We start from the raw sequence: 23245 nt of genomic DNA, 5'->3' as shown, positions 1-23245 counted from the left end.
GCGCAGACCTCTCGCACCCGCGAGAGGTTTTTCGCTTTTCTGGCCCACCCCCAGCCGGGAACGCAGCGCGCGGGATGATGGGAGGACGGTGGAGCCGGTCATTCCGGTACAGACCGAGATCCGACATCAGGAGCCGAACACCATGACGGAAACCAGCGAGCTCGACGACTCGTTCCACGTCTTCGACACCACCCTGCGCGACGGCGCCCAGCGTGAGGGCATCAACCTCACCGTCGCCGACAAGCTGGCCATCGCTCGGCACCTGGACGACTTCGGAGTGGGCTTCATCGAGGGCGGCTGGCCGGGCGCCAACCCGAGGGACACCGAGTTCTTCGCCCGCGCCCTGAAGGAGATCGACTTCAAGCACGCCCAGCTCGTCGCGTTCGGCGCCACCCGCCGCGCCGGCGGCAGAGCCAGCGAGGACCCCCAGGTCAAGGCGCTCCTCGACTCCGGCGCGCCGGTCATCACCCTCGTCGCCAAGTCCCACGACCGCCATGTGGAGCTGGCGCTGCGCACCACCCTGGAGGAGAACCTGGAGATGGTCCGCGACACCGTCTCCCACCTGCGGGAGCAGGGCCGCCGGGTCTTCGTCGACTGCGAGCACTTCTTCGACGGCTACCGCGCCAACCCCGAGTACGCCAAGTCCGTCGTCCGCACCGCCGCCGAGGCCGGCGCCGACGTCGTGATCCTCTGCGACACCAACGGCGGCATGCTCCCCGCCCAGGTCCAGGCCGTCGTCTCCACCGTCCTCGCCGACACCGGTGCCCGGCTCGGCATCCACGCCCAGGACGACACCGGCTGCGCGGTCGCCAACACCCTCGCCGCCGTCGACGCGGGCGCGACCCACGTCCAGTGCACCGCCAACGGCTACGGCGAGCGCGTCGGCAACTCCAACCTGTTCCCGGTCGTCGCGGCCCTGGAGCTGAAGTACGGCAAGAAGGTCCTCCCCGACGGGGCCCTGCGCGAGATGACCCGCATCTCCCACGCGATCGCCGAGGTCGTCAACCTGACGCCCTCCACGCATCAGCCGTACGTGGGTGTCTCCGCCTTCGCGCACAAGGCGGGCCTGCACGCCTCCGCCATCAAGGTCGACCCCGACCTGTACCAGCACATCGACCCCGAGCAGGTCGGCAACACCATGCGGATGCTGGTCTCCGACATGGCGGGCCGCGCCTCCATCGAGCTCAAGGGCAAGGAGCTGGGCGTCGACCTCGGCGGTGACCGTGAGCTGATCGGCCGGGTCGTCGAGCGGGTCAAGGAGCGCGAACTCAAGGGATACACGTACGAGGCGGCGGACGCGTCGTTCGAGCTGCTGCTCCGCGAGGAGGTGGCCGGCAAGCCGCTGCGCTACTTCACCACCGAGTCCTGGCGCGCGATCGTGGAGGACCGCCCCGACGGCAGCCACGCCAACGAGGCCACCGTCAAGCTGTGGGCCAAGAGCGAGCGCATCGTCGCCACCGCCGAGGGCAACGGCCCGGTCAACGCCCTCGACCGCGCCCTGCGCGTCGCCCTGGAGCGGATCTACCCCCAGCTCGCCAAGCTGGAGCTGGTCGACTACAAGGTCCGCATCCTGGAGGGCAAGCACGGCACCAACTCCACGACCCGCGTGCTGATCTCCACCAGCGACGGCGCCGGCGAGTGGTCCACGGTGGGCGTCGCCGAGAACGTCATCGCCGCCTCCTGGCAGGCCCTGGAGGACGCCTACACGTACGGCCTGCTCCGGGCCGGGGTCGACCCGGCGGAGTAACGACGACGCGAGGCCGCGCCCCGCGTCCCTCGGGGGACCGGGGTGCGGTCTCCGTCCACCCGGGAGGCAGCGCCCGGTCGTCGGCGGGCATCGGGTTTTCGGGGGCGTCTCCATCCGGGGTGTCGCGCGCGGGCCGTCGATGAGAGCCGGGCCCTCGGGGCCGTGTCCATCCGGGATGCCGCGTCCCGCCGCCGACGGGAGCTGCGGGAGCCGAACCCTCCGGTTCCGTTTCGGGGTGGTCCAGGCGTCCGTTTCGCCGGTGACCGAGGTAGCTTCGAAGGTATGAAGGGCGCACCGGTCCGGCTTCTGACCCGTCTCCTGATCGTGCCGCTCGTCGCCGCCGCCCTGGCGGTGCTGACGGTCGGCGCGCCGGGCGCCCGCGCGGCCGCGGACCTCTCGACGGTGGCCGCGTCCCTGCGCGAGAGCCCCGTCTACGTCGACCCGGCCGCCTCCGGCCTGCTGTCCGCGTCGGACGCCGAGGCGCTCGCCGACAAGATCGTGGACGCGGACGAGCCGATCCTCGTGGCGGTCCTCCCGGCGGGCTACCCCACCGAGGACCTCTTCCACAACCTGCGCACCGAGACCGGGATCGCCGGCGTCTACGCCATCCGCCTCGGCGACCGCTTCGACGCGCGGGCCGACACCAGCGTCCTGAGCGCCCGTACCGTCTCCAACCTGGTCACGTCGGCACAGGGCGCGGGCGACACCAAGGCCCAGCTCAACGACTTCGTCGACGCCGCCCTGCGCAGCAACCCCGGCGGCACGGCCCCGGCCGGCTGGAGCGGCGGCGGTGGCGACGTGGGCGTGGACGTCGGTGCCCTGGCCGCCGCCGGCGCGGTGGTGGCCGCGGGCGGCGCCGGCGCGTACGCCCTGGTCCGCCGTCGGCGCCGCCGGGAGGAGGCGGAACGCCGGGCGGCCCTGGAGAAGCTGCGCGTGGTGGTCGACGAGGACATCACCGCCTTCGGCGAGGAACTCGACCGGCTGGACTTCCACCCCGCCGAGGCGGGCGCGGACGACGCGATGCGCGCCGACTACGAGCGCGCCCTCGACGCCTACGAGCAGGCGAAGTCGCTGATGGCGGCGGCCACCCGCCCGGAGGACGTCCGCGCGGTCACCCAGGCGCTGGAGGACGGCCGCTTCTCCCTCGCCCTGCTGGCCGCCCGACGGGAGGGCCGTCCGCTCCCCGAACGCCGTGCCCCCTGCTTCTTCGACCCCCGCCACGGCCCGTCGGTCGCCGACGTCCTGTGGACCCCGCCGCTGGGCGGCGCCTCCCGCGAGGTCCCGGTGTGCGCGGCGGACCAGGCCCGACTGGCGGACGGCCAGGAGCCCCTGGTCCGCGAGGTGGAGACGGTCTCCGGCGCCCGCCGCCCCTACTGGGACGCGGGCCCCGCCTACGGCCCCTGGGCGGGCGGCTACTTCGGCGGCGGCATCCTCCCGGGCCTGCTCGTCGGCACGATGCTCGGCAGCATGATGGCCACCCCTTCCTACGCGGCCGTCTACGGCGCCGGATACGGCGACTTCGCCGCGTCCGGCGGCTACGAGGGCGGTGACATCTCCGGTGGCGACTTCAACACCGACGACTTCTCCGGCGGCTTCGGCGGCGGTGACTTCGGAGGTGGCGGTGACTTCGGAGGTGGCGGTGACTTCGGAGGCGGCGGGGACTTCGGAGGCGGCGGGGACTTCGGCGGCGGCTTCTGAACGCCGCGCCCGGCACCACGCCCTGCCACGGGCACGGGCCCGGCGCTCCCCGCGCCGGGCCCGTGGACGTCGTACCGAGCGGTGCCGGAGCGCCGGTCAGAGCGTGGCGGCGGCCGACGCTATCTGGGAGGCGAAGGTCGAGACCTCGGTGTAGACACCGGGCGCGTTGGGCCGGGCACAGCCCTCGCCCCAGCTGACGATGCCGACCTGGATCCAGGCGCCGGCGTTGTCGCGGCGGAACATCGGACCGCCGGAGTCGCCCTGGCAGGTGTCGACGCCACCCGCGGCGAAGCCGGCGCAGATCTCCTCGCCGGCGACGAGGCCGCTGTAGAGGCCGCCGTAGGCGCGGCAGGTCGCGTCACTGATGAACGGGACCGTCGCCTTGAGCAGATAGCGCTGCTGGGGCCCGCCCTCGCGAGCCGCTCCCCAGCCGGCGACGGTGAAGTCACCGCTGTTGTACTGGGTGTTGGTGGCGATCTTCAGGGTCGGCAGGTTGATCGGCTGGGCGAGCTTGATGAGCGCCCAGTCCTTGCCCGTGCCGTTGTAGCCGGGGGCCCGGTACACCTTGGTCGAGCGGACCTGGACCCGCCCGCTGGTGCTCTGGAGGTCCACGACACCGGCGGTGGCGGTGATGCTCGTGTTGTTCCCGGTCGCGCCGACACAGTGCGCGGCGGTGAGGACGATCTGCTGTGTGTAGAGCGCGCCGCCACAGCCCATCGACAACCGGACCATGAACGGGAACTCGCCCTGTGCCGCCCGTGTGCCGCCTATGACCGGTGACGGGGCGGCCTGGGCCGCCGAGACCGGCTGGAGGCTGGCGATCGCGAGCGCGGCGGCGCCGACGGCGGCGCATCTCTTCAGGGCGGTGATGAGTCGCTTCAAGGTGATGCCTTCCGTGGGGGGTCAGACATGCGGGGACTCGTGCAACCGAACCCAGACTTGACGAGAGCATGCCAAATCGGACAGCACCTGGGGGTGCTGCAAGCTGGCATGCTCAAATCAATTTCGGTTGCTGGATTATGAGAACGCCGCAACCCCTCGCACAAGAGGTACGAACCAGCCAGGTTCTTCCTGTCGCCGACATGGAGGAGGGCCGGCCGTTGTGGCCGGCCGGCCCTCGTCGCTCTCCCGCGCCCGGGTCACTCGGCGTTGCGGATCGCCGAGATGTCGAAGCGCAGCTTGATCTTGTCGGAGACCAGCACGCCACGCGTCTCGAGCGCGGCGTTCCACGTGAGGCCCCACTCGGAGCGCAGGATCTCCGCCTTGCCCTCGAAGCCGACGCGCTCGTTGCCGAAGGGGTCCTTGGCGGCGCCGTTGAACTCCAGGTCGATGGTGAGCGGCTTGGTGGTGCCGAGGATGGAGAGGTCGCCCGTGATGCGGTAGTCGTCGCCGCCGAGGGCCTCCGCGGAGGTGGAGCGGAAGGTCATCGTCGGGAACTCGTCCGTCTTGAAGAAGTCCGCGCTCTTCAGGTGGCCGTCCCGGTCGGCGTTGCCGGTGTCGATGCTGTCCATCTTGACGTCGATGGAGGCGGTGGAGCGGGACGGGTCCGTGCCGTCGAGGTGCAGCGAGCCGGAGAAGTCGAGGAACCCGCCCTTGACGTTGGTGACCATGGCGTGCCGGGCCACGAAGCCGATGGTGGTGTGGGACGGGTCGATCGTGTAGTCGCCGGTCAGCGCGGCCAGCTCGGGGTTCACCGGAGAGGCGGTCGCCACGGCGGTCTCGGTGGCGGTGGTGTCGTTCTTGCGGCCGAAGATGCTCATGACGTGCTCCTTGAGGTGAGGTTGTTCAATGTTCAACTGAACACGCTCCACCGTAGTCCTATTCCGTTCAACTTTCAACCGTGTCGAGTGGGTGATCATCACGTCACGCAACGTTGATCTGTCGTCGCGGTGGTGATACGGCATGGGCATGACCCCCACACGCCGTGCGTTCCTCCTCGCCGCGACCCTGGCGGCGACCCCCACCCCCACTCCGGCGCACGCGGCCGACGAGTTCGCGGCCCTCCGTCACCGCTGGCTCTCCCTCTCCCTCGGCACCGGCTACGACCCCGCCGCCGAGCCCTACGCCTCCCGCCTCCGCGAGACCGGCGACCTGGCCCGGGGCTTCCGTGCGACCATGGCGCCCGCCTCCCGCTCCCTCTGGCCCGACCGCCCCTTCGACCCGCCCGCCGGCATCACCCAGAGCTACGCGCGGCTGTGGACGATGACCCAGGCGTACGCCCAGCCGGGCACCGGCTCCACGGGCGACACCGCCCTCCTCGCGGACACGGTGCGCGGCCTCGACCATCTCTCCGCGACCGTCTACCACCCCTCGACCACCCGCTACGGCAACTGGTGGGAGTGGCAGATCGGCAGCCCCCGCCTGCTGACGGACATCGTCGCGGCCCTCCATGACGAGCTGACGCCCGCCCGGACGGCCGCCGCCTGCGCGGCGATCGACCACTTCATCCCGGACGCGATGCTGCGCGAGTACACCGGCACCTCCACCGGCGCCAACCGGGTCGACCTCTGCCGCTCCGTCGCCCTGCGCGGCATCCTCGGCCGGGCCCCCGAGAAGATCGCCCTCGCCCGCGACGCCCTCTCGCCCGTCTTCCCGTACGTCACCCAGGGGGACGGGCTCTACGCCGACGGCTCCTTCGTACAGCACACCTGGGTCGCCTACTCGGGGACGTACGGGCAGGTGATGCTCGACGGGCTGGGGCGGCTGTTCGCCCTGCTGGCCGGGTCCTCCTGGCAGGTCACCGACCCCGGCCGGCGGATCGTCCTCGACAGCGTCGAGCGGGCGTACGCCCCCCTCGTCCACGACGGCCTCGTCATGGACACCGTCAACGGCCGGGCCATCAGCCGCGGCCTCCTGAAGAGCGACGACCGGCACCTGCTGCGCGGCGACCACTTCCACGGGCAGGCGCTGATCGCGGCGATCGCCCTCCTGGCGCTGGGCGCGGGCCCGGCCGAGCGCGAACGCTGGCACGCCCGTCTCAAGGGGTGGATCGAGCGCGACACGGTGACGCCGATCCTCACCGCCGGACAGTTCGGGGTCGCGGACCTCGCCCGGCTCCACGCCGTCGCGGCGTCCCCGGCACCGCCCGCGCCCGACCCCGTCGGCCACCGCCTCTTCGCCGCCATGGACCGGGCCGTCCACCGCCGCCCCGGCTTCGTGGCCGCCCTCGCCATGGCCTCCGACCGCATCGCCCACTACGAGTGCGGCAACGGCGAGAACCCGCGCGGCTGGCACACCGGGGCCGGTATGACCCTGTGGTGGCCCACAGGACACAGCGCCCGGTCCGATCAGTACACCGACTGGTTCTGGCCGACCGTCGACTGGTACCGGCTCCCCGGCACGACCGTCTCCACCAAGCGCCTCGCCGACCAGGAGGGCGGCGAATGGGGCGCGCCGAAGCCGGCCGTGCGATGGGTCGGCGGGACCACCGACGGCGAGTACGCGGCGATCGGCCAGCACCTCAAGGGGCTCGGCTCCACCCTCCGGGCACACAAGTCGTGGTTCTGCGTCGACGACTCCGTCATCTGCCTCGGCGCGGGCATCAGCTGCGCGGACGGCGTCCCCGTCGAGACCGTCGTCGACAACCGCAACCTGGGGCACCCCGACGCCGGCCCGTCCCCCGCCCTCGTCCGGGGCCCCGGCTGGGCCCACCTGGCGGGCCACGGCGGCTGGGTCCTGCCCGACCGCACACGGGCGGACCTGCGCACCCTCCGCGAGGACCGCACCGGCGCCTGGTCCGACATCAACACCGGCGGCACCACCGAACGCCGCACCCGGCGCTGGCAGACCCTCTGGCTGGACCACGGCACCGACCCCACCGACGCCGCCTACGTCTACGTCCTCATGCCCGGGGCGTCCCGCCGCGCCGTCGCCGCCCGCGCCGCCGACCGGCGCTGGTTGTCCGTCCTCGCCAACGACCGCGCGCGCCAGGCGGTCCACGTCGCCGCACTCGGCCTGACGGCGGCGAACTTCTGGACGGCGGGCAGGGCCGGACCGCTCACCGTCTCGGCCGCCACGAGCGTCCTGGTCCGGCGCCGGGGCCGCACCGCCACCCTCTGCGTGAGCGAACCGCCGCGCACCGGCGAGCCGGTCGAGATCACCTGGAACGGCCCGGTCCGCTCGGTGTCCCGGGCCGACGACTCCGTCGAGGTGCTGGAGGCGACAGGACGCCGCGTACGGCTCCGCGTGACCCCCGGCACCGCCTGCGCCACCCACACCTGTGACGTGACTCTCGCCTGAGGCCCCCCGCGTTTGTGGAACCCTGACAAGCCGCACACCCCTGAGCAGTCGGGTCGGCTGCATGCCGGAACAGTTCTGTTCAGGGGTACCAGGAAAACGCGCCGGAGACTGTACGGAGTCAACGGCCCGGTTTTCTTGTTCGACTTCGTAAGGTCACTACATGACCGTTTTGGATGAGGCGCTGGGTGAGCCGACGGACGCGCGCGGGCGAGTGGCCGAACTGCACGAGATCCGTGCGCAGGCGATCGCCGGCCCGAGCGAGAAGGCGACCGAGGCGCAGCACGCCAAGGGCAAGCTGACCTCGCGGGAGCGGATCGAGCTGCTGCTGGACCCGGGCTCCTTCAACGAGGTCGAGCAGCTGCGCCGGCACCGGGCCACCGGCTTCGGTCTGGAGGCCAAGAAGCCGTACACCGACGGTGTCGTCACCGGCTGGGGCACGGTGGAGGGCCGCACGGTCTTCGTCTACGCCCATGACTTCCGTATCTTCGGCGGCGCCCTCGGTGAGGCTCACGCCACCAAGATCCACAAGATCATGGACATGGCCATCGCGGCCGGTGCCCCGCTGGTCTCCCTCAACGACGGCGCCGGCGCCCGTATCCAGGAGGGCGTCTCCGCCCTCGCCGGCTACGGCGGCATCTTCCAGCGCAACACCAGGGCCTCCGGGGTCATCCCGCAGATCAGCGTGATGCTCGGCCCCTGCGCGGGCGGCGCGGCCTACAGCCCCGCCCTGACCGACTTCGTGTTCATGGTCCGCGATACCTCGCAGATGTTCATCACCGGCCCGGACGTCGTCAAGGCCGTCACCGGCGAGGAGATCACCCAGAACGGACTCGGCGGCGCGGACGTGCACGCCGAGACCAGCGGTGTCGCGCACTTCGCGTACGACGACGAGGAGACGTGCATCGCCGAGGTGCGCTACCTCCTGTCGATGCTCCCGCAGAACAACCGCGAGAACCCCCCGCGCGTGGAGGCGTCCGACCCGGTCGACCGCCGCAGCGACGTCCTCCTCGACCTGGTCCCCGCCGACGGCAACCGGCCGTACGACATGGCCAAGGTCATCGAGGAGATCGTCGACGACGGCGACTACCTGGAGGTCCACGAGCGCTGGGCCCGCAACATCATCTGCGCCCTCGGCCGGCTCGACGGCCAGGTGGTCGGCATCGTGGCCAACCAGCCGCAGACGCTCGCGGGCGTCCTCGACATCGAGGCCAGCGAGAAGGCCGCGCGCTTCGTGCAGATGTGCGACGCCTTCAACATCCCGATCGTCACTCTTCTGGACGTCCCCGGCTTCCTCCCTGGTGTAGACCAGGAGCACGGTGGAATCATCCGCCACGGCGCGAAGCTCCTGTACGCCTACTGCAACGCGACCGTGCCGAGGATCTCCCTGATCCTTCGGAAGGCCTACGGAGGTGCGTACATCGTCATGGACAGCCAGTCCATCGGTGCCGACCTCACCTACGCCTGGCCCACCAACGAGATCGCGGTGATGGGCGCCGAGGGAGCCGCCAACGTCATCTTCCGCCGGCAGATCGCCGAGGCAGAGGACCCCGAGGCGATGCGCGTCCGGATGGTCAAGGAGTACAAGGCCGAGCTGATGCACCCCTACTACGCGGCCGAGCGCGGTCTCGTGGACGACGTCATCGACCCCGCGGACACCCGTTCGGTGCTGATCCGCTCCCTGGCGATGCTCCACACGAAGCACGCCGACCTGCCCTCCCGCAAGCACGGCAACCCGCCGCAGTAACCCGCCGGTTCCGTCGCGGTACCCCTGCGGAAACCTCTTCCACGGAGACTGACATCCATGAAGCTGCCTGACATTCGCGTCGAGAAGGGCCACGCCGAACCCGAGGAAGTGGCCGCGATCACCGCGCTGCTCCTCGCCCGCGCGGCCGCCCGGCCCGCCGAGACCCCCGTCCACCGCGGCCGCGCCCGCGCCGGTTGGCGCCGCCTGGAGCGCGAACCCGGCTTCCGGGCCCCGCACAGCTGGCGCTGAGCGGCTCCGACCGCCGTCACCGAAGAGGACCGGAACGCCCTGATGGGTGTTCCGGTCCTCTTCGGCGTCCCCGGCCCGCGGTTCCGTGCCCGGTCAGAACACCGCGACGACGCCCCAGACGATCAGCCCCAGAACGGCGAGCGCCACCAGCAGCGTGCCGCAGGCGACGGCCAAGGCGAGGGAGTCGCCCTTCCCGGCGCCGACGCCGGGGCCGGGGTTCGGGGCCGTGCCGGACTTGGACCTGGTGGGCGGCGGGGGCGGAGAGGGCGGGGGCGCGGCGGCCTGGGCCGAGCCGGACGGTCCCGTCCCGTTGCGCGTCGCGCCTGCGGGGGAGGGTCCCGTGGAGGAGCGGCCCGTGGAGGAGTGGCCCGACGGCCCGGCGGAACCCTGCGCAGGGGAACCCGGTCCGGCGGAACGCGGTCCGGCGGAACGCGGTCCGGCCGATGCCTTGCCCGCGGCCGCTGCCTGACTCGTGGACGAGGGGCTACCGGCCGCCGTGTGCCGGGACCGGGCGGACGTGGACGCCGCCGCGCCGGAAGGCCCCGTACGGGATCGCCCGGCGGGTGACGAGACGGGCCGCGACCGGGAGGCGGACCCGTTCGCGGAGGCCGACGCGGACGACGCCCCCGCCGCACCGGCCCGGCCGGGCGAACGGGTGAACGGATCGGACTGCCCCTCCGCGAGCCGGCGGCACCACGGACACGCGTCGAGATGACCACCGTAGGAGTGCGCCGGGACCCGGGAGCACTGGGCCACGTCCTCGCGGACGTCGTCGAGCGCGGCCAGCCACGCCGCCGAGGACGGCCGGCGCGCCGGCTCCCGCAGCCCCGGCCCGAACGTGGCCCTCGCCAACCGGAGCACCGCCGGCGGCACCACCTCGGACGACAGCAGTTGGGCGGGCAGCACCACGCGATCGGGATGCACCAGGAAGGACGTGCCGGTGAGGATGTTGTCCTTCCGCGTGGACTCCTCCGCGCCGTACTTCGGGGCGCCGTCGAAGGGATGGTTCCCCGCGGTGAGCAACTGGTAGACGAGGACCGCGAGGGCGAAGTCGTCCGAGTGCCGGGTCGGCTGCGTCCCGTTGTGGCGCTCGGGACAGGCGTAGTCGTCCGTGAAGGCGTCGGAGCCGAAGTCCTCGCCCGTCAGCGCGTCCTTGAACGCGAACGAGTCGCAGTCGAGCAGGGTGATGTAACCGCTGCGGTCCGCCACCGCGTTCGCGCTGGACAGGTCACCCACCACGAAGCCCTCGACATGCAGCCGGGCCGTCATGTACGCCAGGTTCGCGGCCACCCCGAGCAGGAACCTCCAGTCGGTGGCGCCGTCCAGGCGGTGCAGCCGCACATGCTTCTGGAGCAGGCCCTTGAGCGGGGTGTGCGCCGACGGCTCCAGCCGCGGCATGCCGTAGCCGACCGGCCGTCCCCCCGACTCGATGAGGTCCGTCGGCCACGCCAGCAGCGGCGGCTGGCCCGGTTGGAGCTCCTCCTCCGCCAGGGGCCGGGCCCGCAGCATGGCCGTGAGCCGGCGCAACTGGGCTTCGTCCGGCGAGCGTTTGTAGATCTTCGCGGCGAGGTCGGGACGTTCGCGCAACGCCCACACGTCGCCGTACCCGCCTTCCCCGAGCGGCTGCCCGTCGCGTACGACCGGTGTGCCGTCGCCGAGCACCAGAGCGGTGATGTCATGGCTGCCGTCGTCTGTCGTCGTCATGTGCGGATCGCCCACAGAAGAGTCTTGTCGTCACCGGTCACCCTGGTGATCTGGTCCGAGGACAGGAAGGCGGCCAGCCACCGTTCCTCCTCGTCGCGGTCGTACGAGGGGTGGCCGAGCCGCTCGAAGAGATGGCCCACGAACGCGTCGTGCGGCAGCGGCGGGCCGGCCGGGGTGCGCTTCAGCAGCGCGTTGGTCAGCCCGTCCGTGGACAGCAGCACCCCGTCGATGCCTGCGTCCCGCACGCAGTCCACCCGGACGTGGTCCACCGCGCCCGGTGAGCCCACGAACACCGTCTCGTTCGCGTACTCGCTGCGGACGTGGGGGCGGGGCAGCAGATGGTACGAGCCCCGGGCCCCGCCCCCGTCGGTCCGCAGCAGCACCAGCCCGTCACCGATGGACAGTTGCCCGAGCCAGCCCTCGGCCAGGACCGCCACCGTCAGCGTCGTCGCGTACGGGGCGGGGGCGCCGCCGCACCACCCCAGGAACGTCTTCCGGACCCGCTGGAAGGCATCGATCAGCTCCTTCTTGCGGGCGTAGACGTCCGGGCGGTCCGCCCAGGGCGTCGCCACCGCCGTGAACGCGTCCACCGCGAGCGCCACCACCCGCCGGGAGCCCTCCTCGGAACGCGAGGCGCTGCCCGCCCCGTCCGCCACCGCCAGCACCAGGCCCGTCGCGGTGTGCCGGTGGTCCAGCGCGTCCTGGCACGGCAGCCGGTCCTGGAGATGCCGGTAACCGATCACGCTCGTGCCGTGCACCCGCCAGCCGGCGGCGGCGCTCACGCCGGCACCTGCCCGCCGCCGCGCCTGCTCTTGAGCCGGGCGAAGATCTCCTGGAACTCCGCCTCGGCGGCGCCGCCCTGAGCGGCGCGGGCGCTGTGCGACATCGCGGCGAGCAGTTCCTTGAACGGGAACCCGTCCAGCCAGGCGTGGTAGTTCGGCGCGAGTTCCTCCAGCACCGCCTCCGCGCCGCTGTGCCGTTCCCCGACCCCCACCGCGAACAGGCGGAACCGGCGCTCCTCCTCGGCCTTGCGCAGCTCGGGCAGCAGATCACGGTAGGCGTGCGAGAACTGACCGCGCTCATTGCTGGGGTACCCGTCCGTGACGACGCAGATCTGCGGCCGGTAGTACGTCAGTCCCGAGGTGCGCAGTCCCGCCTTGTAGTCGGCGACCACGTCCATCGCCAGGCGCAGGGCCCGGTCCAGCAGGGTCACCCCGTGCGCGCGCAGGTGGGGCGGACGGAACTCGTGGGCCGGGACGAACGGGCTGTGCGGCCACACCGGCGCGGTCCTGCCGAGCGGTACGTCGCCCTGCCACACCGTGATGTGCTCCGGGCCCCCGAAGGTGATCATGGCCACGTCCACGGCGGCGCTGAGCGCCATGTCGTCCACCAGGCTCTCGGCCCAGGAGGTCAGTGCCGTGTTGAGAGCGTTGATGGCGCCCTTGTTGGCGAGTGAACTGGAGGCGTCCAGGCAGAGCAGCAGCGGCAGCCGTTGGGCGCTGTCGAACTCGAAACCCGTGTAGGGAACGGGCAGTTGGGCCTCGTCGGAACCAGGATTGTGAGTCACGGCTTCTCCGTGGTGCTGTGGAAGGACAGGACGGTGGGGGACAAGGGGGGAGGAGGACCGAGGGGCTCGGTGGCGGGACGGAAGGGGTCAGCGGAGCGGGCGGGCGACCAGCACCGGCGGATCGGACAGCGGGTCCGCGTCCGCGTCCGCCTCCGTGACCTTGATCCGGACGGGGCTGCCGGGCTGCGGGAACGCGTCCGCGGGCCCGTGCCAGTGGGCACGGCGCAGGACGCCCTCCCACTCCACGTATCCCTGCGGACGCAACCAGGTGACCGCGGTCGCGATCCTGCTGCCCGAGCCGAGGTAGAGGGTGGGCGTTTCACCGCCGGACGCCTCGTCCCACGCCGGTCCGGAGCCCTCCACCCCCACACCCGGCCGCGCCGGGGACGCGTCCTCGGCCACCGCCGGCTCCCGCCCGGATGTCCGCCCCGACGGGCGCCCGCCGGATCCGGGCGGGACGGAGTCACCGGGCGGGCGGCAGTCACGTGGTGGGAGGGAGTCACCGGGTGGGACGGCGCCACCTGGTGGGAGGGAGTCGCCCGGTGGAGCGGAGGGATCGGAGAGGCCGGTGAGGCCGGGGGGTTCGGTGGAGCCGGGCAGGCGCGACACACCCGGCGGTGCGCAAGCCCCCGGAGCGGCGGGCGACTTGGGCGACACGGTGGTGTCGGATGGCGCCGGAGGCATGGGCGCCGCCGAGGTGGCGCCGGTCGGTGCGGCGGGGCTGGTCGGTGAGCCGGGGCCGGTCGGTGCGGCGGGGCTGGTCGGTGAGCCGGGGCCGGCAGGTGAGGCGGAGTCGGGCGGTGAGCCGGGTGCGGTCGACGACCGAGGGGTGGACGTGGAGCGGGGCGTGAGCGGCGCGGGGGAGGGGGGCCGGGTGTCGGAGGCGGCGGAGGGTTCCGTGTGATCGGGCCGGACCGACGACGGCCCGTACGGCGCGGCCGACGACCTGTACGGGTGCTCGCGCGCCGACAGGGCCGGCCGGTTCGAGGCCGCCCGCTCCCTGCCGTGTCCCGGGAGCCGCGGAAGCACCGGGAGCCCGGGGAGATCCGCAGGGCTCTGCGCTCGCCCCTCTCCGGCCGGTTCCCCGAGCCGCCCGGATGCGTGACGCCGCCCCGGCCCACCGGGCGTGCCGTTCCCCTCACCCTGGCTGTGCGCCTCCAGCGGGCCGCGCCCCTCGAACGTACCGCCCGCCTCGAACGGGCCCTGCCTCTCGATGCCCGCGCCCTCCTCGGCCGGGCCGCGTCCCGCGATGGCGGCGACCTCCTCAGCACCTTCCGTCTCACCCGAGCCGCCGCACTCACCCGAACCACCCTGGCCACCCGAACCACCCGGGTCACCCGAACCACCCGGGGCACCCGAACCGTCCTGGTCACCCGAGCCGCCGCGCTTCCCTCGCTCCGGATCAGCCTGGGCCCATTGAGCCAGTGCCACGCCCGACCACTCCAGTAGCCGCCCGGGGAGGCCGAGCAGCCGGCGCATATCGGTGCGCAGCCGACGGTCGGTCGTCCCCCGCCCCGGGCGGTTGCCCCGACGAGGGCGGTCGGGCCCGGCGGACGGGGTGCGACCGCCGCCGTGACCCCCACGGTCCGCCCGTCGGTCCGCCCGCCTGTCCCGCCGCCGGGTCCGACGACCTCCCTCGCCGCGGCCCTCGGACCCTTGACCGCTCGCCTCGCCGCGACCCTCGGGCCCCTGACCGCTCCCCGCGCCCTGCCCCTTCCTGTTCCCTTGCCTGCGCCGCTCCCCGTTCCCCTCCCTGCGCCCCCTCGCCGGGCGGCGGGCGGGGCGGGCGGGGCGGCCGCGGGTGACCCAGATCAGTGCCATCACCACCGTGATCAGCGCCAGCAGCGTCGCCATGAGTGTCTGGAACACGAGATGCACCGGCTCACCCCCGTGCGGCCAGGTCGTCGGCCGACCGCAGGGTGTGTCCCAGGTCCCGGCACTCCGCGAGCAGCCGGGCCGCTCGCTCCAGCACCGCGTCCAGCGTCGCGTCGAAGCCGGCCGGGGTCATGTGCGCCGGAAGCGGCAGCGTCGACACGGCCGAGAGCAGCGGGAGTTCGGTGCGGTCGTAGCCGAGCACGGCGGTGGGGGTCACCTCACGGGCGTTCCAGGCGGTGGCCGCCGCGGCGGTCGGAGCGACCCGGTCGGGTGGCACGAGGGTGCCGTCCGTGACGATGACCACGATCGTCCCGCCGGCCTGGTTGAAGTCCACGACGAGCGCCGGTCCGGGGCCCTGGCCGGCCGCGATGTCGACGCTGAGCGCGCCGTGTTCGGCGGTGACCCGGGCGCCGCGCCGCCGTGCCCAGGTGCGGGCCAGCGCCTCCCAGCCGTCGCTCAGGGGGACAAGGGGGTCAGCGGTCATGGTGCGCGAGTGCCTTCCGGATGAGTTCCTGGGTCAGTCCCGCCTCCAGCAGCCGGACGGCCGCGGTCCGCAGCGCACAGCCGCCGCCCGGCTCCGGCGGCCCCGGCGCGTGGCACCGGTGCGGCGGCTTCGGCGCCGGAGCCGCGTGCGGTCGGTGGCCGCTCGGCGGGGGCGCGTGCCGCGGCCGGGTCGGGACGTCCGCGAGACCGGCCAGAGCGGTCAGGGCGGTCATCAGCTCAAGGGGCGTGGGCCGGGCGCGGGGAGCGTAGGAGAGGCACGCGGTGATCAGCCGCGCGAGGTCCGCGGGCACCCCGTCGAGGTCGGGCGGGGCGGCGCTGAGGATCCTGCGGTTGGCCTCCCGGCCGGTGCCGAACGGCGCACGGCCGGTCGCCGCCTGGGTGAGGACCGCGCCGAGGGCGAAGACGTCGACCGCGGGCGTGGGCCGGTGCCCCCCGAGCTGCTCGGGGGCCATGAACCCGGCGGTGCCCAGGACGGCGCCCGGAGCGGTGAGTCCGCTCGCCTCGGCCGCCGACCTGGCGATGCCGAAGTCGATGAGCCGGGGCTCGTCGCCCTCCAGGACGATGTTGCTGGGCTTGAGGTCGCGGTGGATCACTCCGCGTTCGTGCACCGTGGCGAGCGCCTCGGCCAGCATCAGACCGAACCGTCGGACGAGCCCGGCGGGAAGCGGTCCCTGCTCGCGGACCCGTAGGGCCAGGGTGGGCCCGTCCACATAGCGGGTGGCGAGCCACAACGGGGCCGTCCGGGTCTCCGCGTCGTACACCGGCACGGTGTAGGGGCAGTTCACCTCGCGGAGCGCGGCCACCTCGCGCTCGAAGCGCAGCCGTAACTCGCTCTGCCCGGCGAGGTCCGGGCGGATGACCTTGACCGCCAGGCGCTGCCCACCGGGCGTGCGGCACAGATAGACCGTGCCCATGCCCCCGCCGCCGAGCAGACCGACGACCGTGTACCGCCCCACCCGTGTCATACCGCCGGGCAAGTCCATGCGTCCCCCGATGTTCCCGGCGCCGACAGCCGTCACCCTGACCTGTCGTCGCGCCGCAGGTCGCTCAACGTACCCGACAGCACACACCGAGTGGATGGATTTGCTGTTAGTACGACAAAAGCCGCGCTCTCCCGGACATACGGGAGAACGCGGCTTTCGGGGCCTCGGCGGGGGAGCGGCTCCTACCGCAGGCGCGCCATCAGCGCGTGCTCGACCAGAGTGATCAGCGCCGACTTCGCGTCGGCCCGGTGCCGCGCGTCCGTCGTGATGATCGGGGTGTCGGGCCCGATCTGCAGGGCCTCCCGGACCTCGTCCGGGTTGTACGGCTGCTGTCCGTCGAAGCCGTTCAGGGCGATGACGAAGGGCAGCCCGCTGTTCTCGAAGTAGTCGACCGCGGGGAAGCAGTCGGCGAGACGGCGGGTGTCGACGAGGACGATCGCGCCGATGGCGCCACGCACCAGGTCGTCCCACATGAACCAGAACCGGTCCTGGCCGGGGGTGCCGAACAGGTACAGGATCAGGTCCTGGTCCAGGGTGATACGGCCGAAGTCCATGGCGACGGTGGTCGTCGTCTTGTCTCCGGTGTGGGTGAGGTCGTCGATGCCCGCGGAAGCGGACGTCATCACGGCCTCGGTACGCAGCGGGTTGATCTCCGAGACGGCCCCGACGAACGTGGTCTTGCCCACGCCGAAGCCACCCGCCACCACGATCTTCGCTGAGGTGGTGGAGCGGGAAGGACCGCCGCTAGAGCTTGCGAAGTCCACTGAGCACCCTTTCGAGCAGTGTCACGTCTGGCTGGCCGCCGGCGTTCTCGTCGCCGCCGGGCTGATGAATGGCGACCAGGCCCGCCTCCGCCAAGTCGGCGACGAGGATCCTGGCCACGCCGAGAGGGATCGTCAGCAGGGCCGAGATCTCGGCCACCGACTTGATCTCCCGGCAGAGGTTGCAGATCCGCTGATGCTCGGGCAGTTGGCCCTGCATCTGGTGCGGCTGCGCGGTGGTGTGCACCAGCGCCTCGATGGCGAGCTGGTAGCGCGGCCTGGTGCGGCCGCCCGTCATGGCGTACGGGCGCACCAGGGGGTTGCTCGCCCCTCCCGCGGGAGACGGCTCGGGGCTGCGGCGCTGCGGCTGTACCGGCTGGATGCGCGGCGCCGGCGGCTGGTCGTACGGCGAAGGGCCGGGGCCCTGCGGTGCGTACGGCTGCTGGCGGCTCGGTGCGGAGGGGAAGTTGTACCGATTCTGGTCACCCTGGCCCGGCCCCTGGCCAGGGTAGGACCAGTTGCCCGACGATGAACCGCCTGGGGGTGTTGCCACGTTCTCTCCTCCTCCGACTGTGCTGGCATCCATGGCTCATTGGAAGCCGCGTCCCGAAACCTTACGGCCCCGGGACGCCAAAACGCACCGTCTGACTGTTAGTTGAGCAGGCTGCCCTGGAGCTCCGCACGAAGATCGGGCGTCAGGACCGTGCCGGCACGGTCCACCAGCAGGGCCATCTCGTACCCGATGAGGCCGATGTCGGCCTCCGGATGTGCGAGAACGGCGAGCGAGGAACCGTCGGAAATGGACATGATGAACAGGAATCCCCGCTCCATCTCCACAACCGTCTGATTGACGCTGCCACCTTCGAAAATGCGGGAGGCACCCGCGGTCAGAGAGGTCAGACCCGACGCGACGGCCGCCAGCTGGTCGGCTCGGTCGCGCGGAAACCCTTCGGACATCGCCAGAAGGAGTCCGTCGGCGGAGACCACCACCGTGTGGGACACCCCGGGGGTGTTGTCCACGAAGTTGGTGATCAACCAGTTCAGGTTCTGTGCCGCCTGGCTCATCGGGCTCACACTAACGCTCCTGGTTGTAGGTGCTGTCAGGACCGAAGCCCTGGCCGTTCGTTTCACTGCCTGCGTTGCGCCCTCGCTGGACACCCCGGCGCAGGTTGCTCAGCCTGCCCCGGACGTCCTCGGGAGCGCGGGAGATCTGTGGACCTCCCTGCGGGGTCGCCGTGGCGGCCCCCTCGACCAGATTGGCCTTGGGTACCCGCCGCGGCAGGCCGGAGGAGGTGACCCCGCCCGCCTTCGGCTTCTTCAACTGGGACGCCTGCTGCCAGCGCTCGTCGTTGGCCGAGCGCCAGTCGCCGTTCGGCCCCCCGGTCGTCGGCTGCTCCTGGGACACATCCTGTCGTCCGTTCACGGCGCCCGCGCTCGTGCCGCCCGCGCTCGCGGTGGACCCGCGGCGGGGGAGGCCGGCGTCGGTCAGCGCGTGGCCGGCGGAGGGGATGGATCCCGGACGGTCGAAGCCTACGCGGTCCGGCTCCTTCACGTCAGCGGCCTGCGAAGATTCCGGTTCCGGAGCGTACTCGGAGCGGTAGGGGCTCTGGTAGTCCTGCTGCTGCGGCCAGTCGTCCTGATAGGACGGCTCCTCGAAGCCCGAGTAGGTCTCCTGGCCCGCCGGGGCCTGCTCCTCCTGCGCGGGCTCCGCATAGGCGGGCTCCGGGTAACCGCCGTTAGCGGAGAACATGTCGTTCCCGCCCTGCGGAACGCCGTTGCCGTTCTGCGCGGGGCCGCCCTGGCCGAAGTACGCCTCGTCGTACGACGGCTGCTGCGGCTGCTCGTACGCCGTCTGCTGGTCGTAGGCCCGCTGCTGGTCCACATAGGCCGTCGCGCCGTTGTCGTAGGACGGCTCGGGCGCCTGGAAGTCGTCGCCGTAGCGGGGGGCCTCGATGGCCGCCTGCGGGTTCTGACCGTGCGCCTGGGCCTCCAGGGCCGCACGACGCTCCTCGCGCATCAGGGAGCGGCCCACCGGGTCCAGCTCTCGGATGTCGTCGGGTATCTCGTAGCGGCTGTCGTCGAAGCCCAGCTCCGCGGCGGTGCGCATCGGGGCGCCCTGCTGCTGGAACGCGTGCTGCTCCGGGATGATCTGGGAGACCGTGAACTGGTCCGCCTGCGGCTGCTGCTCGCCGCCGCCACCGTGAGTGATGACGTCCGGGAGCATGACCAGCGAGGTCGTGCCGGCCTGCTCGCCCGAGGGGCGGAGCTGGACGCGGATGCCGTGCCGGTCCGAGAGCCGGCCGACCACGAACAGGCCCATGCGCTGGGAGATCGCGGCGTCCACGGTCGGCGGGTTGGCCAGCTTGTGGTTGATGTCCGCGAAGTCCTCGGCGGTGAGGCCGATGCCCTTGTCGTGGATCTCGATCATCACGCGGCCGTCGGGGAGACGGGTCGCGGTGACACGGACCTTCGTCTGCGGGGAGGAGAACGTGGTGGCGTTCTCCAGCAGCTCGGCCAGCAGGTGCACGAGGTCGGTGACGGCGCGGCCGTGGATCTCGGCCTCCGGGACACCGGACAGCTCGATGCGCTCGTACTGCTCCACCTCGGAGGAGGCGGCGCGCAGCACGTCGATCAGCGGGACCGGCTGGTCCCAGCGGCGGCCGGGCTCCTCGCCGGCGAGGACGAGGAGGTTCTCGCCGTTGCGGCGCATACGGGTGGCGAGGTGGTCCAGCTTGAAGAGGTTCTCCAGCTGGTCCGGGTCGGCCTCGTTGTTCTCCAGGTCGGTGATCAGCGTCAGCTGGCCCTCGATCAGCGACTGGTTGCGGCGCGAGAGGTTGGTGAAGATCGCGTTGATGTTGCCCCGCAGCAGGGCCTGCTCGGCGGCGAGCCGGACGGCCTCACGGTGGACCTGGTCGAACGCGCGGGCGACCTCGCCGATCTCGTCCGTGGTGGTGATCGGGATCGGCGCGACCCGGGTGTCGACCCGGCCGGGGTCGGTGCGCGAGAGCTGGTCGACCAGCATCGGCAGCCGCTGCTCGGCGATGCCGAAGGCGGCGTTGCGCAGCTGGCGCATCGAGCGGCTCATCTGGCGGGCCATGATCCCGGCGATGATGAACGCGGCGAGCAGGGCGACCACGACGATCGCGCCGTTGATGTAGGCGTCGCGCTGGGCGTCGGAGGCGATCGTGCCGGCCTCTTCCACCGCGCGGTTGATCAGCTCGGTCTCGACCTCGCTGTACCCCTCGAACTTGAGGGTGGAGGCGGCCATCCAGGTGGCCGGGGTGATGCCCTGGGCCTTCAGCTCGTCGGGCGACCGGCCGCTGCCTATCGCCTCGATCATCTTGAGCATGGAGGAGGGCGGCGGGGTGAAGTCCTGCCCCTTGGCCTTGGCCGCGGCCGCGGCGTCGGTGACCTGCTTCTTGCCCTCCTCCTCCTTCTGCTCGAGGACCTGCTGGAGCCGGGCGGCATCCGCCTCGGTACCACCCGAGACGTACTCCTGGATGGCGACGTTCTCGAGGTAGGCGTACGAGGTGAAGGCGGTGAGCTGACGGCGGAAGGTCGCCTGGTCCTCGCTCGGGCGGACCAGCAGGTGCATGCCGATCGCGCGCTGGAGGGAGGCGGCGCCCTTGGCGAGGGCGATCGCGTAGACCGAACGGCCGTAGGCGGTGACGTTGCCGGTGCCGAGGCCGAGCTCGTTCGAGAACTCCATCAGGAGGTGCTCGACGGCGACGTAGCCCTCCTCGGTCTGCACGGGGTCGGCGGCGCGGGTGAACGCGGTCTGCCGGATCTTGTCGAGCTGCGGCTCGGCCTCCTCGACCAGGCGGAGACGGCGCTCCAGGCCCTGGCCGGAGGGCATCCCCTGGACCTCGGTGTGGAAGGCGTCGGCCTTCTCGTCGGTGAAGGCGCGGGCGTCCTTGACGATGTCGCTGTCCCGCTTGCCCTGGAGGAGCGGCTCGGCGGAGAGGTCCCGCTCATTGAGCAGGGCCTCGGCGTACACGCCGGCGGCGGCCACGATCTTGGCCACCTTCTCGGCGTCGCGGGCCTCCTGCCAGGTGTTGATCGAGCTCTTCACCTGGAAGCCGCCCATGACGAGGCCGACCAGCACGGGGATGAGCAGGATCGCGTTCAGACGGGTGGGCACCCGCCAGTTGCGAGGGGAGAGACGACTTCCGCTGGGCGCGGGAGCTGCCGTCGGCTCCGGTCCGGTCACTTGTGCGGGTGCCGCTCCGCGCGGCGGCGGGGTGAAGTTGCCCCGCGCCGACGGCTCGGGACCTTTCTTGCTTCGCCTCACTCGACCAACAACCTCTCGGCGCCGGCACCTACGTCGTGCCGCGGGTGACTCCACGCCCTAGTACGTCTTTGACTATTGGGCAGTTCAGGCATTCCAGCACGTCACGTTGCGCACTTCCAAACACCGGGAGGCAACGATTCCGCGTGATGTAAGTCCCAGATAAAACGGTCATACAGAGCGAGCCCCGGCAAAAAGCGGGGGCATTGTGAGCGCAGCGGCACCGATCGACCGCGACGCGTGGTCGTACCACCCTATTTCTCTGTCGAAACGTTATGAACACCGAAGCCGACCGTGTCAAACGACACAGTCGGCATCGGTGTATCTACGACAACTGCCGTATGAAGTTGTGGACTTGAGTCGTATTTTGGGGCCGAGCGCGGTGTTTCCGCGCCGTGTCCCTAGCGCAGTCGGGCCATGAGCGCGTGCTCGACCAGCGTGATCAGCGCACTCTTCGCATCCGCGCGGTGACGGGCGTCGGTCGTGATGATCGGGGTGTCGGGCCCGATCTGCAGCGCCTCACGCACCTCGTCCGGCGTGTACGGCTGCTGCCCGTCGAAGCCGTTGAGCGCGATGACGAACGGCAGCCCGCTGTTCTCGAAGTAGTCGACCGCGGGGAAGCAGTCGGCGAGACGACGGGTGTCGACCAGCACGACGGCGCCGATGGCACCGCGGACCAGGTCGTCCCACATGAACCAGAACCGGTCCTGGCCGGGGGTGCCGAACAGGTAGAGGATCAGGTCCTGGTCGAGCGTGATACGGCCGAAGTCCATGGCCACCGTGGTGGTGGTCTTGTCCCCGGTGTGGGTCAGATCGTCGATCCCCGCGGACGCGGAGGTCATGACGGCCTCGGTGCGCAGCGGGTTGATCTCGGAGACGGCACCCACGAACGTGGTCTTGCCGACGCCGAAGCCACCGGCCACCACGATCTTCGCGGAGGTGGTGGCCCGACCCTGGTCAGAGCTTGCGAAGTCCACTGAGCACCCTTTCCAGCAGAGTCACGTCCGGCGCGCCACCGGCGTTCTCGTCGCCACCGGGCTGGTGGATCGCGACGAGTCCGGCCTCCGCGAGGTCCGCGACGAGGATCCGTGCCACACCGAGCGGCATGGACAGCAGGGCCGACACCTCGGCCACCGACTTGACCTCGTGGCAGAGGTGGCAGATCCGCTGGTGCTCGGGGAGCAGCCCCATCAGGTGGGCGGGGTCTGCCGTCGTGCTGATCAGCGCCTCGAGGGCGAGCTGGTAACGCGGCCGCGTCCGGCCACCGGTCATGGCGTACGGCCGAACCAGCGGCTGGTCGCCCTCGTCTCCGTACGGCTCTGCGTACGGATCGTGAGGAGCGGTGGGCGGGGTCATTGATCCTCCGAGCGGGACAGCAAGTCGGTCAGTCGTGCCGTCTGACGGGGGCCGGTGGGGGGACTGTGTCGGCCGGACGGTGATGTGGTGAGTTCTCTGGATCCGCAGGCGTCAGTGGAGCAGACTGCCTTGGAGTTCGGCGCGCAGGTCGGGTGTGAGCACCGCGCCCGCCCGGTCGACGAGCAGCGCCATCTCGTAGCCGACGAGGCCGATGTCGCACTCGGGGTGGGCCAGGACGGCCAGGGACGAGCCGTCCGAGACGGACATGAGGAAGAGGAAGCCGCGCTCCATCTCGACCACCGTCTGGGCCACGTTCCCGCCCTCGAAGATCCGGGACGCCCCGGCCGTGAGCGAGGTCAGCCCGGAGGCGACGGCCGCGAGCTGGTCGGCACGATCGCGCGGGAACCCTTCCGACATCGCCAGGAGGAGACCGTCGGCGGACACGACGACGGTGTGGGACACCCCGGGGGTGTTGTCCACGAAGTTGGTGATCAACCAGTTGAGGTTCTGTGCCGCCTGGCTCATCTGGC

At 71.8% G+C, this 23245-nt stretch carries 21 protein-coding genes; 6 read left to right on the top strand and 15 right to left on the bottom strand.

The annotated features are described in order from the left end of the window. Window positions 1-142 precede the first annotated feature (142 nt). Together cimA and ACZ4Z2_RS33905 are read left to right on the top strand one after the other, a co-directional pair. Entirely contained in the window at window positions 143-1747 is a 1605-nt protein-coding gene (gene cimA / locus ACZ4Z2_RS33910) for a citramalate synthase (RefSeq protein ID WP_468081305.1), read from the top strand. 282 nt (window positions 1748-2029) lie between these two features. After that, window positions 2030-3445 (top strand): hypothetical protein, encoded by a 1416-nt coding sequence (locus ACZ4Z2_RS33905; protein ID WP_468081303.1) that lies wholly within the window; start codon window positions 2030-2032, stop codon window positions 3443-3445. Between the two features lie 96 nt (window positions 3446-3541). Here ACZ4Z2_RS33905 and ACZ4Z2_RS33900 read toward each other — a convergent pair whose 3' ends face one another. Together ACZ4Z2_RS33900 and ACZ4Z2_RS33895 are read right to left on the bottom strand one after the other, a co-directional pair. Further along, entirely contained in the window at window positions 3542-4327 is a 786-nt protein-coding gene (locus ACZ4Z2_RS33900; protein WP_468081302.1) for a S1 family peptidase, read from the bottom strand. Window positions 4328-4584: 257 nt separating this feature from the next. Further along, window positions 4585-5205: a YceI family protein gene (locus ACZ4Z2_RS33895; RefSeq protein ID WP_468081300.1), complete on the bottom strand. Its 621-nt coding sequence runs from the start codon at window positions 5203-5205 to the stop codon at window positions 4585-4587. 142 nt (window positions 5206-5347) lie between these two features. On the opposite strand from ACZ4Z2_RS33895, the gene ACZ4Z2_RS33890 reads away from it, so the two are divergent. The 3 genes from ACZ4Z2_RS33890 to ACZ4Z2_RS33880 all read left to right on the top strand — a co-directional run bounded on the left by ACZ4Z2_RS33890 (window position 5348) and on the right by ACZ4Z2_RS33880 (window position 9677). Then, window positions 5348-7684 carry a polysaccharide lyase 8 family protein gene (locus ACZ4Z2_RS33890; RefSeq protein WP_468081298.1) on the top strand — a complete coding sequence of 779 codons (2337 nt, stop codon included), beginning with the start codon at window positions 5348-5350 and terminating at the stop codon, window positions 7682-7684. Between the two features lie 160 nt (window positions 7685-7844). Next, window positions 7845-9428 carry an acyl-CoA carboxylase subunit beta gene (locus ACZ4Z2_RS33885; RefSeq protein WP_468081296.1) on the top strand — a complete coding sequence of 528 codons (1584 nt, stop codon included), beginning with the start codon at window positions 7845-7847 and terminating at the stop codon, window positions 9426-9428. 57 nt (window positions 9429-9485) lie between these two features. Beyond that, entirely contained in the window at window positions 9486-9677 is a 192-nt protein-coding gene (locus ACZ4Z2_RS33880; RefSeq protein ID WP_468081295.1) for an acyl-CoA carboxylase epsilon subunit, read from the top strand. A gap of 93 nt (window positions 9678-9770) precedes the next feature. Here the strand turns inward: ACZ4Z2_RS33880 and ACZ4Z2_RS33875 are convergent, their stop codons facing one another. The 4 genes from ACZ4Z2_RS33875 to ACZ4Z2_RS33860 form a co-directional block, all read right to left on the bottom strand. Continuing rightward, entirely contained in the window at window positions 9771-11381 is a 1611-nt protein-coding gene (locus ACZ4Z2_RS33875; RefSeq protein WP_468081293.1) for a hypothetical protein, read from the bottom strand. Further along, the gene (locus ACZ4Z2_RS33870) at window positions 11378-12163 is read right to left on the bottom strand and encodes a PP2C family serine/threonine-protein phosphatase (protein ID WP_468081292.1); all 786 of its coding nucleotides are present in this window, start codon (window positions 12161-12163) and stop codon (window positions 11378-11380) included. Before ACZ4Z2_RS33870 ends, ACZ4Z2_RS33875 begins: the two co-directional genes overlap by 4 nt. Continuing rightward, window positions 12160-12948 carry a vWA domain-containing protein gene (locus tag ACZ4Z2_RS33865; RefSeq protein ID WP_468081291.1) on the bottom strand — a complete coding sequence of 263 codons (789 nt, stop codon included), beginning with the start codon at window positions 12946-12948 and terminating at the stop codon, window positions 12160-12162. The genes ACZ4Z2_RS33870 and ACZ4Z2_RS33865 overlap by 4 nt, the downstream gene beginning before the upstream one ends. Before the next feature lie 87 nt (window positions 12949-13035). Then, entirely contained in the window at window positions 13036-13350 is a 315-nt protein-coding gene (locus tag ACZ4Z2_RS33860; protein ID WP_468081289.1) for a hypothetical protein, read from the bottom strand. A 280-nt stretch (window positions 13351-13630) separates the two neighbouring features. On the opposite strand from ACZ4Z2_RS33860, the gene ACZ4Z2_RS33855 reads away from it, so the two are divergent. Then, the gene (locus ACZ4Z2_RS33855) at window positions 13631-13852 is read left to right on the top strand and encodes a hypothetical protein (RefSeq protein WP_468081288.1); all 222 of its coding nucleotides are present in this window, start codon (window positions 13631-13633) and stop codon (window positions 13850-13852) included. 978 nt (window positions 13853-14830) lie between these two features. Here the strand turns inward: ACZ4Z2_RS33855 and ACZ4Z2_RS33850 are convergent. The 9 genes from ACZ4Z2_RS33850 to ACZ4Z2_RS33810 form a co-directional block, all read right to left on the bottom strand. Continuing rightward, a complete protein-coding gene (locus ACZ4Z2_RS33850; protein ID WP_468081287.1) occupies window positions 14831-15307 on the bottom strand; it encodes a YbjN domain-containing protein in 477 nt (158 codons plus the stop codon). Further along, window positions 15297-16310, bottom strand: coding sequence for a serine/threonine-protein kinase (locus tag ACZ4Z2_RS33845; RefSeq protein ID WP_468081285.1), 1014 nt, complete (start codon window positions 16308-16310; stop codon window positions 15297-15299). The genes ACZ4Z2_RS33850 and ACZ4Z2_RS33845 overlap by 11 nt, the downstream gene beginning before the upstream one ends. 182 nt (window positions 16311-16492) lie before the next feature. Beyond that, the gene (locus ACZ4Z2_RS33840) at window positions 16493-17074 is read right to left on the bottom strand and encodes a GTP-binding protein (protein ID WP_009314218.1); all 582 of its coding nucleotides are present in this window, start codon (window positions 17072-17074) and stop codon (window positions 16493-16495) included. Continuing rightward, window positions 17055-17624, bottom strand: a complete 570-nt coding sequence (locus tag ACZ4Z2_RS33835; protein WP_055515379.1) for a DUF742 domain-containing protein — start codon at window positions 17622-17624, stop codon at window positions 17055-17057. The genes ACZ4Z2_RS33840 and ACZ4Z2_RS33835 overlap by 20 nt, the downstream gene beginning before the upstream one ends. A gap of 98 nt (window positions 17625-17722) precedes the next feature. Beyond that, window positions 17723-18136: a roadblock/LC7 domain-containing protein gene (locus ACZ4Z2_RS33830; protein ID WP_004983065.1), complete on the bottom strand. Its 414-nt coding sequence runs from the start codon at window positions 18134-18136 to the stop codon at window positions 17723-17725. 10 nt (window positions 18137-18146) lie between these two features. Next, the gene (locus ACZ4Z2_RS33825) at window positions 18147-21362 is read right to left on the bottom strand and encodes a sensor histidine kinase (protein ID WP_468081284.1); all 3216 of its coding nucleotides are present in this window, start codon (window positions 21360-21362) and stop codon (window positions 18147-18149) included. Between the two features lie 398 nt (window positions 21363-21760). After that, entirely contained in the window at window positions 21761-22336 is a 576-nt protein-coding gene (locus tag ACZ4Z2_RS33820; RefSeq protein WP_123541182.1) for a GTP-binding protein, read from the bottom strand. Next, complete coding sequence (locus tag ACZ4Z2_RS33815) at window positions 22317-22715, bottom strand: DUF742 domain-containing protein (RefSeq protein WP_009314205.1); 399 nt, start codon at window positions 22713-22715, stop codon at window positions 22317-22319. Before ACZ4Z2_RS33815 ends, ACZ4Z2_RS33820 begins: the two co-directional genes overlap by 20 nt. Before the next feature lie 111 nt (window positions 22716-22826). Beyond that, on the bottom strand, window positions 22827-23240 hold the full coding sequence (locus ACZ4Z2_RS33810) for a roadblock/LC7 domain-containing protein (RefSeq protein WP_003973453.1): 414 nt from the start codon (window positions 23238-23240) through the stop codon (window positions 22827-22829). Window positions 23241-23245: the final 5 nt, after the last annotated feature.

The sequence above is a fragment of the Streptomyces sp. NPDC030183 genome, from assembly GCF_055573455.1.
This window is presented reverse-complemented; position numbering and strand designations above follow the sequence as displayed.